The organism is Sphaerisporangium sp. TRM90804, assembly GCF_029846175.1.
In the GTDB taxonomy this organism is placed as follows: domain Bacteria; phylum Actinomycetota; class Actinomycetes; order Streptosporangiales; family Streptosporangiaceae; genus Sphaerisporangium.
Genome location: NZ_JARWAC010000009.1, coordinates 143,433 through 157,369, shown reverse-complemented (window position 1 = coordinate 157,369; position 13,937 = coordinate 143,433). Strand labels below are relative to the sequence as shown.

At 70.5% G+C, this 13,937-nt stretch carries 14 protein-coding genes and 1 pseudogene; 10 read left to right on the top strand and 5 right to left on the bottom strand.

Translation table 11 applies throughout. From position 1 onward, the window contains the following. The first annotated feature begins 71 nt into the window (after window positions 1-71). The 6 genes from PYR91_RS11425 to PYR91_RS11400 all read left to right on the top strand — a co-directional run bounded on the left by PYR91_RS11425 (window position 72) and on the right by PYR91_RS11400 (window position 7,068). Window positions 72-938, top strand: a complete 867-nt coding sequence (locus tag PYR91_RS11425) for a sugar ABC transporter permease (RefSeq protein WP_279779556.1) — start codon at window positions 72-74, stop codon at window positions 936-938. Beyond that, window positions 938-1,849 (top strand): carbohydrate ABC transporter permease, encoded by a 912-nt coding sequence (locus tag PYR91_RS11420; protein ID WP_279779555.1) that lies wholly within the window; start codon window positions 938-940, stop codon window positions 1,847-1,849. Before PYR91_RS11425 ends, PYR91_RS11420 begins: the two co-directional genes overlap by 1 nt. After that, window positions 1,849-2,916 carry an ATP-binding cassette domain-containing protein gene (locus tag PYR91_RS11415; protein WP_279779554.1) on the top strand — a complete coding sequence of 356 codons (1,068 nt, stop codon included), beginning with the start codon at window positions 1,849-1,851 and terminating at the stop codon, window positions 2,914-2,916. Before PYR91_RS11420 ends, PYR91_RS11415 begins: the two co-directional genes overlap by 1 nt. Next, window positions 2,916-3,992, top strand: coding sequence for an ABC transporter ATP-binding protein (locus PYR91_RS11410; RefSeq protein ID WP_279779553.1), 1,077 nt, complete (start codon window positions 2,916-2,918; stop codon window positions 3,990-3,992). The genes PYR91_RS11415 and PYR91_RS11410 overlap by 1 nt, the downstream gene beginning before the upstream one ends. Window positions 3,993-4,266: 274 nt before the next feature. Beyond that, window positions 4,267-5,727 (top strand): NAD-dependent succinate-semialdehyde dehydrogenase, encoded by a 1,461-nt coding sequence (locus tag PYR91_RS11405; RefSeq protein WP_279779551.1) that lies wholly within the window; start codon window positions 4,267-4,269, stop codon window positions 5,725-5,727. A gap of 105 nt (window positions 5,728-5,832) precedes the next feature. After that, a complete protein-coding gene (locus PYR91_RS11400) occupies window positions 5,833-7,068 on the top strand; it encodes an iron-containing alcohol dehydrogenase (protein WP_279779550.1) in 1,236 nt (411 codons plus the stop codon). A 122-nt stretch (window positions 7,069-7,190) separates the two neighbouring features. On the opposite strand, the gene PYR91_RS11395 is transcribed toward PYR91_RS11400, so the two are convergent. Further along, window positions 7,191-8,348 carry an erythromycin esterase family protein gene (locus PYR91_RS11395; protein WP_279779549.1) on the bottom strand — a complete coding sequence of 386 codons (1,158 nt, stop codon included), beginning with the start codon at window positions 8,346-8,348 and terminating at the stop codon, window positions 7,191-7,193. A gap of 90 nt (window positions 8,349-8,438) precedes the next feature. On the opposite strand from PYR91_RS11395, the gene PYR91_RS11390 reads away from it, so the two are divergent. After that, a complete protein-coding gene (locus tag PYR91_RS11390) occupies window positions 8,439-9,122 on the top strand; it encodes a TioE family transcriptional regulator (protein ID WP_279779548.1) in 684 nt (227 codons plus the stop codon). Window positions 9,123-9,171: 49 nt separating this feature from the next. Here the strand turns inward: PYR91_RS11390 and PYR91_RS11385 are convergent, their stop codons facing one another. Next, window positions 9,172-9,567, bottom strand: a complete 396-nt coding sequence (locus PYR91_RS11385; protein ID WP_279779547.1) for a RidA family protein — start codon at window positions 9,565-9,567, stop codon at window positions 9,172-9,174. Window positions 9,568-9,705: 138 nt separating this feature from the next. On the opposite strand from PYR91_RS11385, the gene PYR91_RS11380 reads away from it, so the two are divergent. Beyond that, window positions 9,706-10,680 carry a WYL domain-containing protein gene (locus tag PYR91_RS11380; RefSeq protein ID WP_279779546.1) on the top strand — a complete coding sequence of 325 codons (975 nt, stop codon included), beginning with the start codon at window positions 9,706-9,708 and terminating at the stop codon, window positions 10,678-10,680. Here the strand turns inward: PYR91_RS11380 and PYR91_RS11375 are convergent. The 3 genes from PYR91_RS11375 to PYR91_RS11365 all read right to left on the bottom strand — a co-directional run bounded on the left by PYR91_RS11375 (window position 10,662) and on the right by PYR91_RS11365 (window position 12,531). Continuing rightward, entirely contained in the window at window positions 10,662-11,357 is a 696-nt protein-coding gene (locus tag PYR91_RS11375; protein WP_279779545.1) for a hypothetical protein, read from the bottom strand. The genes PYR91_RS11380 and PYR91_RS11375 overlap by 19 nt on opposite strands. A 240-nt stretch (window positions 11,358-11,597) precedes the next feature. Beyond that, the gene (locus PYR91_RS11370) at window positions 11,598-12,113 is read right to left on the bottom strand and encodes a hypothetical protein (protein WP_279779544.1); all 516 of its coding nucleotides are present in this window, start codon (window positions 12,111-12,113) and stop codon (window positions 11,598-11,600) included. Then, complete coding sequence (locus tag PYR91_RS11365; protein WP_279779543.1) at window positions 12,103-12,531, bottom strand: MarR family transcriptional regulator; 429 nt, start codon at window positions 12,529-12,531, stop codon at window positions 12,103-12,105. Before PYR91_RS11365 ends, PYR91_RS11370 begins: the two co-directional genes overlap by 11 nt. 174 nt (window positions 12,532-12,705) lie before the next feature. Between PYR91_RS11365 and PYR91_RS11360 the strand changes: the two genes are divergently transcribed. Together PYR91_RS11360 and PYR91_RS36385 are read left to right on the top strand one after the other, a co-directional pair. Further along, window positions 12,706-13,278 (top strand): TetR/AcrR family transcriptional regulator, encoded by a 573-nt coding sequence (locus PYR91_RS11360; RefSeq protein WP_279779542.1) that lies wholly within the window; start codon window positions 12,706-12,708, stop codon window positions 13,276-13,278. A 63-nt stretch (window positions 13,279-13,341) separates the two neighbouring features. Continuing rightward, window positions 13,342-13,929: pseudogene (locus tag PYR91_RS36385) on the top strand (DUF4158 domain-containing protein). Window positions 13,930-13,937: the final 8 nt, after the last annotated feature.

The following is a 13,937-nucleotide window of genomic DNA, read 5'->3' as shown; positions in this document are numbered from 1 at the left end:
TCTCTCTGACGACCGAGCACCCCGGGCAGGTGGCGTCCGCGACGCCGCCTGCACCGGGTCGGTCCAGCCGCTTGAGCGACCGCTGGCTCACCGTGGCCTTCACCTCCCCCGCGTTGCTGCTGCTGCTCGCGATGTCGGTGTTCCCGTTGCTGTGGGCGTTGTACCTGTCTTTCACCGACTACTCGGCCACCCGCGGGGGGCCCGCCCATTTCGTCGGGTTCGAGAACTACACCGCCATCCTGACCTCGGCGCAGGTCCACCAGAGGGCCCTGACCACGTTGATCTACGTGGTCGGCGCGGTCACCCTGCAGACCGTGCTCGGTTTCGCCATCGCCTACCTGATCTCACGGCGCACGCACGGGCGAGGACTGCTGACCACTCTGTTCCTGGTTCCGATGATGCTGTCGCCGGTCGTGGTCGGGCTGTTCTGGCGATTCATGCTCGACGCGCAGTTCGGCGTGATCAACAGCATGCTCGGCTCGCTCGGCCTGGAGCAGGTGGAGTGGCTCACCCGGCAGCGAACGGCACTGATCTCCCTGATCGTCGTCGACACCTGGCAATGGACGCCGTTCATCATGCTCATCGCACTCGCGGGCCTCACCGCGGTCCCCAAGTACCTGTACGAGGCCGCCGCGATCGACCGGGCGTCCGAGTGGTTCCGGTTCCGCACCATCACTCTTCCGCTGGTGTGGCCGCTGCTCCTCATCGCCGTGTTGTTCAGGGCCATCGAGGCCTTCCGGCTGTTCGACCTCGTCTACATCCTCACCAGCGGAGGTCCGGGGGTCTCCACCGAGACGTTGTCGTTCCACGTCTACAAGGTGGCGTTCCTGGGCTTCAACACCGGAACCGCCTCGGCGTACGGAATCCTCATGGTCCTCGTCGTCCTCGTCCTCACGCAGCTCTACCTGCGCTACTTGAACAAGCTCAAGGAGGACTGATGGCCGTCTCCGTCGGCGAGGCCGTGTCCACAGGTCCTGTCCGGGATCACACGCCCCCCGCGCGCCGCTTCGGCGGCCGGGGCCGCTCCGTGCTGGAGGTCGCGCTGCTGGCCGTGCTGGCCGTCGTGATGCTCTTTCCGGTGCTGTGGATGATCGAGACGTCCATCAAGGAGAACCGGGACGTCTACGCCATCCCGGCCAAGTTCTTCGACTTCAAGGTCACGATGGACCATTTCAAGGACGTGTTCTTCGCCTCCGGCGGCGGTCGCTCGGCCTTGTCCGTCTCGTTCCTCAACTCCGTCGTGGTCGCCGGGGTCTCCACGGTGCTGGCCACCGTGCTGGGGGTCCCGGCGGCCTGGGCCTACTCACGCTTCGCCGTGAAGGCCAAGAAGGACCAGCTGTTCTTCATCCTGTCCACCCGCTTCATGCCGCCCGTGGTGGTCGTGATCCCGATCTTCCTCATGTACCGCCAGGTCGGACTCATCGACACCAAGCTCGGCCTGATCCTCATCTACACCGCGTTCAACGTCCCGTTCACGATCTGGATGATGAAGGGGTTCGTCGACGAGGTGCCCGCGGAGTACGAGGATGCCGCCATGCTCGACGGCTACACCCGCTTGCAGGCGTTCTGGCGATTCACCCTTCCCCTGCTGCTGCCCGGCATCGCCGCGACGGCGGTCTTCGCGCTCATCTTCTCGTGGAACGAGTTCGTGTTCGCCATCTTCCTCACCTCCAGCGACACCGTGCGGACGGCCCCGCCCGCCATCGCCGGGCTCATCGGCGGAACCACCGTGGACTGGGGTCTCGTGGCCGCCGCCTCCGTGGTGTTCGCCCTGCCGGTGCTCGTCTTCGCCTACCTGGTGCGCAAGCACCTCGTCGCCGGCGTGACGCTCGGGGCGGTGCGACGCTGATGGCGGGCATCGAGGTGACCGCCCTGCACAAGCGCTACCCGGACGGGACGGTCGCGGTCGACCACGTGGACCTGGCCATCGGCGACGGCGAGCTGTTCGTGATGCTCGGCCCTTCGGGTTGCGGCAAGACGACCACGCTGCGGGCGATAGCCGGCCTGGAGAGGCAGACGACGGGCGACATCCGCATCGGCGACACGCTGGTCAACGACCTGCCGCCCGCCGAGCGCGACATCGCCATGGTGTTCCAGTTCTACGCTCTCTACCCGCATCTGAGAACCCGCGACAACCTGGCGTTCCCCCTGCGGGCCGAGGGACTGCCCAAGCCGGAGGTGCGCGAGCGGGTCGACGAGGCCGCCCGGCTGATGCGGCTCGGCCCGCTCCTGGACCGGCGACCGCACCGGCTGTCCGGCGGGGAGCAGCAGCGCGTCGCGCTTGCTCGCGCCCTGGTGCGACGCCCGCGCGCGTTCCTCATGGACGAACCTCTCACCAATCTGGACGCGGAGCTGAGGGCGGACATGCGCACGGAGATCAAGCACCTGCAGGGGGAGCTGGGGACGACGATGGTCTACGTCACCCACGACCAGGTCGAGGCGATGTCGCTCGGCCACAGGATCGCCATCCTCAACAAGGGCCGCGTCGAGCAGATCGGCACGCCGCTGGAGGTCTACGACCGTCCGGCGAGTCTCTTCTGCGCCGCGTTCATCGGCTCCCCGCCGATGAACCTGATCGAGGTGGAGGTGGCCGACGGGGAGCTGCGCGGTAAGAGCGGGCTGGTCCTCACGCCGCCGCCGAACCTGCCGCGCGACCGTTCCCTGGTCGCGGGCGTCCGGCCGGAGGCGCTGGAAGTCACGGAACCAGGGGCGGAGCGTTCGGTCCCGGCCCGCGTGGTCTCGGCGGAGTGGCTGGGCGACGAGATCATCTACGTGGTCGACCACGGCGACCAGCGCGACGTGCGGGTTCGGATGCCACCGACGGTCCGTTTCGCCGCTGACGCACCGGTCGGGCTGCGGCACACCGGCGGACCCCCGCCGGTCTACGACGTGAGCACGGAAGAGCTGGTGGCCTGATGGGAACCGTGGCGGTGCACGGGCTGTGCAAGTCCTTCGGTAAGGTCCAGGCCCTGGACGGGGTGACGCTGGACGTGCCGGACGGCTCGTTCTTCGTCGTGCTCGGGCCCTCCGGGGCGGGCAAGACGACGACCCTGCGAGCGATCGCCGGCCTTGAGAAGCTTGACGCCGGGTCGGTGCGGCTGGACGGGAGGGACGCGACCGGTGACTCCCCGGCCGCACGCGACCTGGCCATGGTCTTCCAGAGCTACGCCCTCTACCCGCGACACACGGCGTACGAGAACATCGCTTCGCCGCTGCGGGCACGCCGCTGTTCTTCGAGCGAGGTCGCCGCCGCCGTCGAGCGGATGTCGAGCCTGCTGCACATCGAACGTCTGCTGCAGCGTCGTCCCGCGCAGTTGTCGGGCGGTGAGATGCAGCGTGTCGCCCTGGCCCGGGCGCTGGTCCGTCGCCCGCGCGCGTTTCTCATGGACGAGCCGCTGACGAACCTCGACCTCAAGCTCCGCGTCGAGATGCGCACCGAGCTCACCCGCATCCACCGGAGCCTCGGGGGAACCTTCGTCTACGTGACCAACGACCAGGTCGAGGCCCTGTCCATGGCCGACCAGGTCGCGGTCCTCAAGGAGGGGAAGGTGCAACAGGTCGGAACGCCGGCCGAGGTGTACGAGCGTCCAGCCAACCAGTGGGTCGCGGGCTTCGTCGGGAGCCCGCCGATCAGCCTGCTTCCCTGCCACGCCGAAGGAGATCGTCTGGTCGGGGCGGGAGGCTGGTCGCTGCCGCGGCCCCGCTGGACCACGGCCGAAGACGGTCGTCCGCTGCTGCTGGGACTGCGCGCGGAGGACCTGTCCGTCGAGCAGCGTGGGAACGCGTCGTTGCCGGGTGAGCTCTACGGCCTTGAGCCGCTCGGTGACCGAACGCTGGTCGACGTCCGAGTGGGGACGGTGATCCTCAAGGTCAAGGCACGACCCGGCGTCACCGGTACGCCGGGCGAGCGGCTGCTCGTCACGGTCGACCTGGACCGTGCGCACCTGTTCGACGCGGGCACCGGGCTGGCGCTGTCCGAGGCCGGGAGGTAGCCGCGCAGGGCGGTGGCGTCGACATGCGCCCGCACGTGGCGATCGAGCCTCGGCGGACCGTCACCGGTGAGCACCTGACGACGCCGAAGCGGTCACGGCCCGAGAAGGCGATCGGCGGCGCGGCGCGTCGCCCTGCGGCCAGGGCCGAGGCCACGTTCGACTCCGCTCGGCGACCTCGACCTCGACGCGGCCGTGTGATCCGTTCGTCAACGCGTGTGGCGCGATCGCCGAGGTCGCGCCGGACATCACCAAGAACATCACAGGAGGCGACGCGATGAGCGACCCGATGAACGTCCTGGCCCCCGAGCACCGGCGGCTCCGGATCGGCGACGCCTGGCGCGACGCCGCCGGCGGAGCCACCTTTGTCGTCGAGGACCCGGCCACCGGCCAGACCATCGCCGAGGTGGCGGACGCCGACGTCGTTGACGGGCTCGCCGCTCTGGACGTGGCGAGCAAGGCGATGGCGGAGTGGGCGGCGACCCCGCCGCGCAAACGGTCGGAGTTGTTGACCGCGACGTACCGGGCACTGACCGAGCGATCCGAGGAGGTCGCCCGGCTGATAACGCTCGAGATGGGCAAGCCGCTCGCCGAGGCTCGAGGAGAGGTGGCCTACGGCGCCGAGTTCTTCCGTTGGTTCGCCGAGGAGGCGGTGCGCGTCGAGGGGCGCTACAACACCGCTCCCGCCGGTGGATATCGCATCCTCACCGTGCCGAAGCCGGTCGGACCGTGCGTCTTCGTGACGCCCTGGAACTTTCCGTTGGCCATGGGTGCCCGCAAGATCGCTCCTGCGCTGGCGGCGGGCTGCACGACGATCACCAAGCCGGCGGCCCAGACGCCACTCACCATGCTGTTCCTGGCCCGCATCATGGAGGAGGTCGGCGTTCCCCCGGGCGTCGTCAACGTCGTGACGACCAAGCGTGCCGGCGAGGTGGTCTCAGCACTGCTGGCCGACCGTCGGACCCGCAAGCTTTCGTTCACCGGGTCGACCGAGGTCGGGCGTGTGCTGCTACGACAGGCCGCGGACAACGTGCTGCGCACCTCCATGGAACTGGGCGGCAACGCGGCCTTGATCGTGTGTGCCGACGCGGACCTGGACGTCGCGCTCGACGGCGCCATGGTGGCCAAGATGCGCAACATCGGGGAGTCCTGCATCGCGGCCAACCGAATCTACGTCGAGGAGCCGGTGCGCGAGGAGTTCACGGCGCGCTTCGCCGAGCGGATGGGCGCGCTCTCGGTGGGCCATGGTCTCCACGACGGCGTGGACGTCGGGGCGTTGATCGACGAGGCCTCGGTCACCAAGATCGACGAGCTCGTCGCCGACGCGGTCGATCGCGGCGCCCGTGTCCTGGTGGGCGGCGAGCGTCCGGAGGGGCCGGGCCACTTCTACCCGCCTACGGTCCTCGTCGACGTGCCCGAAGACGCGCGGATGCTGGAGGCGGAGATCTTCGGCCCGGTGGCGCCGATCATCTCGTTCACGTCCGACGACGAGGTGATGGCGAAGGCCAACGCCACCGAGCACGGCCTGGTCGGATACGTCTTCACCCGTGACCTCCAGCGGGCGCTCCGGTTCACCGAGGGGCTGGAGACGGGCATGGTCGGCGTCAACCGTGGTCTCATCTCGGACCCGTCGGCTCCGTTCGGAGGCGTGAAGCAGTCGGGGATCGGCAAGGAGGGGTCGCACGAGGGGGTCCTTGAGTACCTCGACGTCACCTACGCGGCGATCGACCTACCGTGACCGGGCCGCTGCTCCGGGTGCCCCTTGCCGACGCCGTCCCGGTCTCGCAGGTGACCCGGACGTCCGCCCAGCAGATCACCGCCGACGTTCCAGAGAGGCACTGACATGCTTGAGACCGTCCGCGGACCACGCCAGCTGATAGTGGGCGAAGGGGTCGCGCAGAATATCCCACGAGTGGTGGCCGAGTGTGGCTCGCGAGTCCTCATCGTGACCGACCGGGTTCTTCTGGGGCAGCCGGGCGTGGCCGAGATCGTGGCCGCCGTGCGGGAGAAGGTCGAAGTCGTCGGGGTGTTCGCCGACGCGACTCCGGACGTGCCGCTCGCCGATGTCGCCCTGGCCGTCTCGGTCGCCGCGGAGGTGGACGCCGACGTGATCCTTGCCGTCGGGGGTGGCACGGTGATCGACCTCGCCAAAATCGTCGGCGTCATCCGGCGCCACGGTGGGACGCCACGCGACTTCTACGGCGAGTCGAGGGTGCCGGGGCCGACGGTTCCTCTCGTCGCGGTCCCGACGACGTCAGGCACCGGCTCCGAGCTCACGCCCGTCTCGGTGCTGACCGACCCGGACCGCGAGCTGAAGGTGGGGGTCTCCAGCGTCCACATCGTGCCCGACTTCGCCATCGTCGACCCAGAGCTCACCTACAGCTGCCCTGCGACCGTCACCGCCCACTCGGGCATCGACGCGTTCTGTCACGCGGTGGAGAGCTACACCGCGCGACCCCGGGCCCACGGACCGCGCGACCCGGTGGAGCAGGTCTTCCTCGGCCGAAACCCGATCACCGATCACTACGCGCTCCTGGCCGCGGAGCGGATCGCCCGCAGCTTGCCCCGTGTCGTCAGGGACGGGGGCGACAAGGACGCGCGCGCGGACATGTCCTATGGGTCCATGCTGGCCGGGCTCGCATTTTCCCACGCGGGCAACGCGGCTCCGCACGCCCTCCAGTACCCCATCGGCGCAGCCACCCACACGCCGCACGGCCTGGGCGTCGGGCTGCTGCTGCCCTACGCGCTGGACGCGGCCGGGGATGCCATCGTCGACCGGTTGGCCATCCTCGCCGGGGTGTGCGGGCTCGACGTGACCGACGCCTCGGACGCCGAGGCCGCGGATGCGTTCCTCACCTGGCTCGACGGGCTCCTTGCCGACATCGGCATCCCTACCACCTTGGCGGACATCGGCGTGGCACGCGCCGACCTCCCTCGCTTCGCGGAGATGGCCGGTGGCGTCACCCGCCTGATCCAGAACCATCCAGGCCCGACCGACACCGCCAGCCTGACCGCGATCCTCGAAGCGGCCTGGATCGGGGACCGGACCCGACACGTCCTGACTCCTGACCAGAGATAGTTCGCGATCAAGCTGACGAAGATCGCTGCGGACGAGCCGCCGAGGCACGATCCCCGCGGTCTGATCACGGCGGGAGGTCGCGCCGGCGTTCGGCTCGCTCATGGTCCTTCGTCCACGGTCTGTCACTCCAGCCTGACGGCGTGTTTGAGGAAGACGACGCCGTCGATCGTGTCGAGATGGGCCGGGTCCAGCGGGAAGTAGGCGAAATCGGAGGAGACGCGCGGGGCGGGCTTCGTCACGGCTTCGGCCAGGCGGCGGGCGTCGATGAGAGTGTGGTCCCACGGGAGCGTGGACAGGACGCCCTCGACGGTGTCCGGGGGCGGGGGGTCGTCGCCGACCGTGCCGAAGGCGGAGGCCAGGAAGGCGTACCGGTCGCCCAGGTGGGCCTCGGTGATCGCCCCCGCGCTCCACCACTCCAGCCGCTGGTCGCCGAGCCGCATGACGCTCTTGTTCCGCTGCAGGTGGAGGTTGTGGGTGAAGATGAGGGCGGGGCCCTGCTCGGCGACGGCACGCAGGTTGGCGGCCATCATCGCGTCCCGCAGGGCCGACAGCCGCATCATCCGCACCGGGGACGTGTCGGCCATCCAGGAGTGGTAGCGGAGCAGGCCGACCGCGGTGCGCCCGTACAGCGCCGCCCGCTCCGCGTCCCTCGGGCTCAGCCGCGGCATCTGGGTGTCGAGCAGCGCCACCAGGTCGTCGGCGAGCAGCCGCAGCCGCTCGGCGTCGGCGGATCGGCCGATCGACTGGGACGGGTCCATGACCGTGGCCTCGTTCGACCACCGGTCGTCCGGGCCCAGCAGCGCGTCGAGGGTCTCCATGGTGTGGGGGAGGGGGCCGTCGAGCAGGGCGCAGAGGGCGGTGAGCGCCTGGCGCGGGCTCGCCGCCCAGTACTCCAGCGGGCCGTCGAACCCGAAGAACCGGAGCTTGTCGTCATGCTCCTCGTTGTACGCGCGCATCCAGCGCACGAGCTCGCGGTTGGCCGGCGACGTGCCGAAGCGGTGGCTGAAACCGCGTTCCATGACGTCGTCGAGGCTGCCCGCGCCCGTCGTGACGTAGTCGTCGACCACGAGGCCCATGAGGCAGTCGCTCTCGATGGCGAACGACCGGTAGCCCTCGTGCTCGACCAGGTGCCGGAAGATCTCGTTGCGCAGCTCGCCCAGTTCCGCCACGAAGTGCCTGGCCTCGCCCAGGCCGAGCAGCAGCGGCTTTACGGGAAGCGATCGCAGGAACGCCGAGACGCCCGCGCCGTCGAGCGGCCGGGCGGTGTCCTTGATGTCCATGCCTTCAACGGTATCGTTGAACACCCGGTGTAAACTTTCCCGAAAAGCTCCCCGCTCTCGCCGCGACAACCTTCAATCGGTGGTGTACCCATGAGGCCAGTGGACCTGGCGCGCGAGCACGGCCTGTCCACCCAGGCGATCAGGAACTACGAGGACGCCGGCATCCTGCCCGCCGCCGAACGCACCGTTCACGGCTATCGCACCTACGCGCCGCTGCACGCGCGGGCCCTGCGCGCGTTCCTCGCCCTGGTGCCCGGGCACGGTCACCAGACGGCCACGTCGATCATGCAGGCGGTCAACCGGGGGGCCACCGAGGACGCGCTGCGGCTCATCGACGAGAGCCACGGCCAGCTGCTCGGTGACCGCCGCACCCTCCAGGCCGTCGAGGCCGCGCTCCGCGACCTGGCACCCGTGCCGCAGGAGCGCGGCGACACCTTCATCGGCCCGCTGGCCGGGAGGCTCGGCATCCGCCCCGCCACCCTGCGCAAATGGGAGAACGCCGGGCTGGTCAGGCCGCGCCGCGATCCGCGGACGGGCTACCGGATCTACAGCGCGGCCGACGTACGGGACGTCCGGCTGGCCCACCAGCTCAGGCGGGGCGGCTACCTGCTGGAGCAGATCGCCCCGCTGATCGCTCAGGTCCGCTCCGCCGGAGGCGTCGCCCCGCTGGAGTCGACCCTGCTCGACTGGCAGGCCCGCCTGTCCGCCCGGGGCCGCGCCATGCTCCAGGGCGCCGCCGACCTGGACGCCTACCTGCGCGCCCGCGAACCCTGACCCGGGCCCCGGCTCAACCGGCGGGCCCGCCGGAGATGGCGAGGCCGCGTCACGCGACGGCGGTCCCCTCCAGCTCGACCAGCAGGCCGGGGATCGCCAGCCGCGCCACACCGAGCATCGTGGTGGACGGCGCCACCCCGGCGGCGCCCAACCGCGACGCCAGCACGCCGTAGTGCTCGAAGAGCCGGTCGACGTCGGTGGTGTAGACGTTGAGCCGGACGAGGTTCGCGAGGGACATTCCGGCCTCGCCGAGCACGGCCTCCAGGTTGTCGACGCTCAGCGCTAGCTGAGCGGCCATGTCACCGGCATGCCGGGGCTCGCCGTCGTCGCTCATCGCGGTCTGCCCGGCGCAGTACAGGGTCCGCGTGTGCCCGGATACGATCTCACCCTGGTTGTATCCCAGCTCCGCCGACCACGCCCACGGGTTGACCGCCGTTCGCCGCATCGCCGCATCAGCTCCACTCGACTCGTCCGACATCACGTACGTCCATCGGCCCGGTAGCCGCCGGCTCTTTCGTGATGCCGGTAAGCCTCCTCGCGAATCACGACATCCTGTGTCGTGTATTCCTGCGAGGCTCTCCGTGTGCGTGCCGACCGGTTGGTCTCGCTGGTGCTGCTGCTGCGGCGGTACGGCCGGCTGTCCGCGGCCGCGCTGGCCCGCGAGCTTGAGGTGTCCACCCGCACCGTGCTGCGCGACATCGAGGCGCTGTCCGCGGCCGGCGTCCCGGTCTACGCCGAACGCGGCCGGCACGGCGGGTTCGCGTTGCTGCCCGGTTTCCGGACCGAGCTCACCGGGCTGAACCACGACGAGGCCCTTGCCCTGCTGGTCGCGGGATCGCGGCGCGGCGCGCAGGCGTTCGGCCTCGGCTCGGCGCTCGCCTCGGCGATGCTCAAGGTGGTCGACGCGCTCCCCGAGAGCTATCGGGACACCGCCGCCGGCGCGGCCGATCGACTGCTCATCGACCCGGAGACCGACCTCCTGTCACGCCGGCTGGTCGCCGAGGAGGTGCCTGACGCCATGGTGGCCGAGGTCCTGCGCGCGGTGTTCGCCGGGCACAAGCTGAGCATCCACTACGCGGCCGCGGATCAGACCCCCAGGTGGCGCACGGTGGACCCGATCGGCCTGGTCACCGTACGCGAGCGGGGCTACCTGCTGGCCACGAGGTCGGGCGCGGACCGCACCTACCGGCTGTCCCGGATCCTGGCCGCCGAGAAGCTCGCCGAACCCGCGCAGCGACCGGACCGGGTCGATCTGCACCGGGCCTGGCAGGAACGCGGCACGCGGTTCCGGGCCGGCGGCGACCAGGTCACGGTGCTGGTGCTGGTGGACCCGGTGCGGCGGGAGGACCTGGTGGGCACCGCGCTGGCCGTCCTCGCCGAGGAAGCCGGCCCGGACGGCCGGCTGCGGCTGGAGGTGACTTTCCAGGATGCGAGGCACGCCGAGTGGGCGCTGTGGCAGCTCGCCACGAACGCCGAAGCCCTGGCCCCGCAGTGGTTGCGCGACTCCCTGCGCGACCGCGCGACCGCGATCGCCGCCCGCTACGGAGCGTCGCCCTGACCGTCGCCTTCCGCGGGCGGGCCGGCCCAAGGGCTGGTCGGCGGGGCGACGAGCAACCCGGTTCCAGGGTCGTGGCCGATCGGCGGAGGGCCGGCGACGATCATGGTGGCTCGGGCCCACGGCTGCTCCCGCGACAGGAACGGCAGTTCCTCAAGCAGCCAGTTCGCCACGTGCTCCCGCTGCTCGGGGGAGTCGCCGTCGCGGACGGCCAGCAAGCGCTCCTGCTCGTCGAGGTCGCCCTGCATCCACACCGAGGCGTCCAGCCACGGGGCGAGCTCCTCGCGGATGACGCCGGTGCCCTCGACCCAGACGAAGTCGGCGCCCGCGGGGATGGTGATCGATCCGGGCCGGTCGTGGGTGATCCAGGGATCGGGGCGGAAGTCCACCGCCTCGCCCCGGTGCAGGGGCCGCAGGACGTTCTCGGCGAGCACGGCGGCCCAGTCGAAGTAGGCGTGGTTCCAGGCGAGGTCGTCGGTGTGCACGATGGCGGAGCCGGGCACCGCCTGGCGTAGCCGCTCGGCCAGGGTGGTCTTGCCGGCGCCGCCCCGGCCGTCGATCGCGATCACCCGCGGACGTCCGGTGACGCCGGGTGAGGCGTCACGCAGTCGCCGGACGGCGTCGAGCACGGTCACCGCCCGCCAGCCGGCGGCCTCGCTCTCGCCCGGATGTAGACGCATCGACAACCTGTCTCCTGAGGTGGGAGCCGGGCCCGGCCCGCCGGGCGGGCCGCCGTTCGCCCGACCCTATCGACGTCTTGATCGATGGGCCAGGCCGATGCCGGGCGGTGACACTCGATCGGTCACACCGGCCGCCGGGCACGTGGAGGCGTCGTCGGGCGTGGCGCGCCGGCTCGATACCACGGTGGTTCCTCGTATGGGGGATGCTCGGGGCGGCGGAGAGGAGCCGGCCCGGGGGGGTCAGCCGTGCTCGGCGTGCTGCCCGTGGTCGCTCACCTGCGCGTCGAACCAGGAGTGTAAGGCTGTGACCAGCAGCGGATCGGCGGTGGTGTAGGTGATCTGGGCGCCGGAGGGGAGCTGGGCGTAGCGGATGGCGATCCGGTCGTGGCCGTGTTCGAGGTCGCGCAGGCCGGGCATGTCACCGCCGTGGATGGAGGCGGGGTCGCCGTAGTCGCCCCTGCCGAAGCCCGCGGCCTCCTCGGTCAGGTGCTCGCGGATCAGCCTGACCTGCCGGGCGTCGCCCGGGTCGTCGGCGGAGACCGTCTGCACCCCGCCGGTGGCCGACTTGGCGAAGCGGTGCGTGGTGCGCTCCAGGTCGAACGGCATCACCTGGCGGCCCTTGGCCGCGATCTCGGCCTGCCGGTCGGCCCGCGCCCGCTGCTCGCCCTGGCCGGCGATCACATACGCGGCCGCGGCGACGACGACGAGCGCCAGCGCGGTGACGAGCGCCTGGACACGTCGATTTCTACGGATCATCTACGGCCTCCGTGAGAATGGTCAGGGCGCGGAGCACGGAGGCGCGTTCACCCTGGGGGACACGGTCCAGGACGGCGGAGAAGCGGGCAGCCCGGGCCGCGGCCAGCCGGCCCGCGGCGTCCACCCCGGCGGGGGTGAGCTGGACGAGCACGCCGCGCCCGTCGCCCGGAGCCGGGGTCCGCTCGGCCCAGCCGCGGTTGATGAGCTGGGTGACCAGGCGGCTGGTGGTGCTCTTCTCCAGCCGGAGCCGATGCGCCAGTTCGCTCTGCCGCAACGCGCCGTCCCTGGCCAGCTCGCCCAGGGCATGGGCCTCCGACACCGGGATGGGCTGCCCGCAGGGGGTGCGGTCCGGCTGGTGGAGGCCGAAAGCCCGCACGAAGCGCGCCACGGCTTCCTGGAGTTCCCGCTCACCCGACATGGTTCGACCATACAACCATCTGGTTGTGCCACGCAACCAGATGGTCTGCGCCCGCCCGTGTCCACGCGAGCATGGCGTCCCACGGCCTTGCGGCCGAGAGGCGGTCACCGCCCGCCTGGCGGCGGGCGCGGTGGAATAGGGGGGCTGACCCCGCTCGCGTAAGATGTGTTGTTCATGGCCTCCACGCGAACGCGCAAGCCCCGGAAGGACGCGGCGGAGAACACCGAACGTCTGATCGCCGCGGCTGTGCGTGCGGGGCTGGCCGAGGGGAAGTTCGTTCCCCTGGAGCAGATCGCCGCCGAGGCGGGAGTCGGCATCGGGACGCTCTACCGTCGCTACCCGAACCGTGAGGCGCTGCTAGAGGCGATGGCGGTCCGCGCCTATCGTCTGATCTTGGCCGAGGCCGAGGACGCGCTGGCATCCGGCGACACCGGTCACGACTCGATCAGCCGGTTCCTCCATCAGTCCTTCGTTCACCGCGACGAACTGGTGCTTCCGCTCCACGGAGCGCCCATGACCGAGGGCACCGAGTCCGCTGAGCTGCGCGCGCGCATGCAGCGAACCATGGGCGCCATCCTCGAGCGCGGCCATCGGGACGGTTCGGTCCGCGCGGATGTGAACGCGGGGACCGTCGTGCGTTTCGGGGCGATGCTCGCGCAGCCGATGTCGAACGTGCCCGGCTGGGCCGAGGCGGCCGCTGAGTTGCGCGCGGTGTTCCTGCGCGGCATCGCGCCCGATCGCGGTTAGTCGGCCCTTGAGCAGCAACCAAGCGGCCAGCCACGATAAGGAGCCGGGCGGGCGCTGCCAATCGTGACTGGCCAGTCTGATGCGGGTGGCGTCGGGCGGCACGGATCTTGTAACGGTTCGGTGGCTCTGGCCCGGTTACCGGTGGGTCGGTCCTACTTTGCGGCGTATGCCGATGGTGGATTTCTGACCGATGATGAGGCGGCTGCGTACGGGCGGTTCGCGGGGCCGACGACGCAGACTGATCTGGAGCGGGTGTTCTTCCTCGATGACGAGGACCGGGCGTTGGTCGGACGGCGGCGCGGCGAGCACATGAGGCCGGGGTTCGCCCTCCAGTTCGTGACGGTGCGGTGGCTCGGGACGTTCCTTGAGGATCCCCTGGATGCGCCGGGGGTGGTGCTGGGTAGCTGAGCAGCTGGGGGTTGAGGACCCGTCGCAGGTGAAGCGGTACACCGAGCGGAGGCCGACGCCGTTCGATCATCAGCAGGAAATCCGGCAGGTCTACCAGTGGAAGGATTTCGCCTCGGTCGAGGGCGAGTTCGTGGCGTGGGTGGCGGCCCGGTCCTGGACATCCGGGGACGGCCCGGGGCGCCCTGCCCCGAGCCTCGGGCACTCAAGCAACCACAGTTGACTATTCTCAAAATAGTCAACTAAGGTTGCCT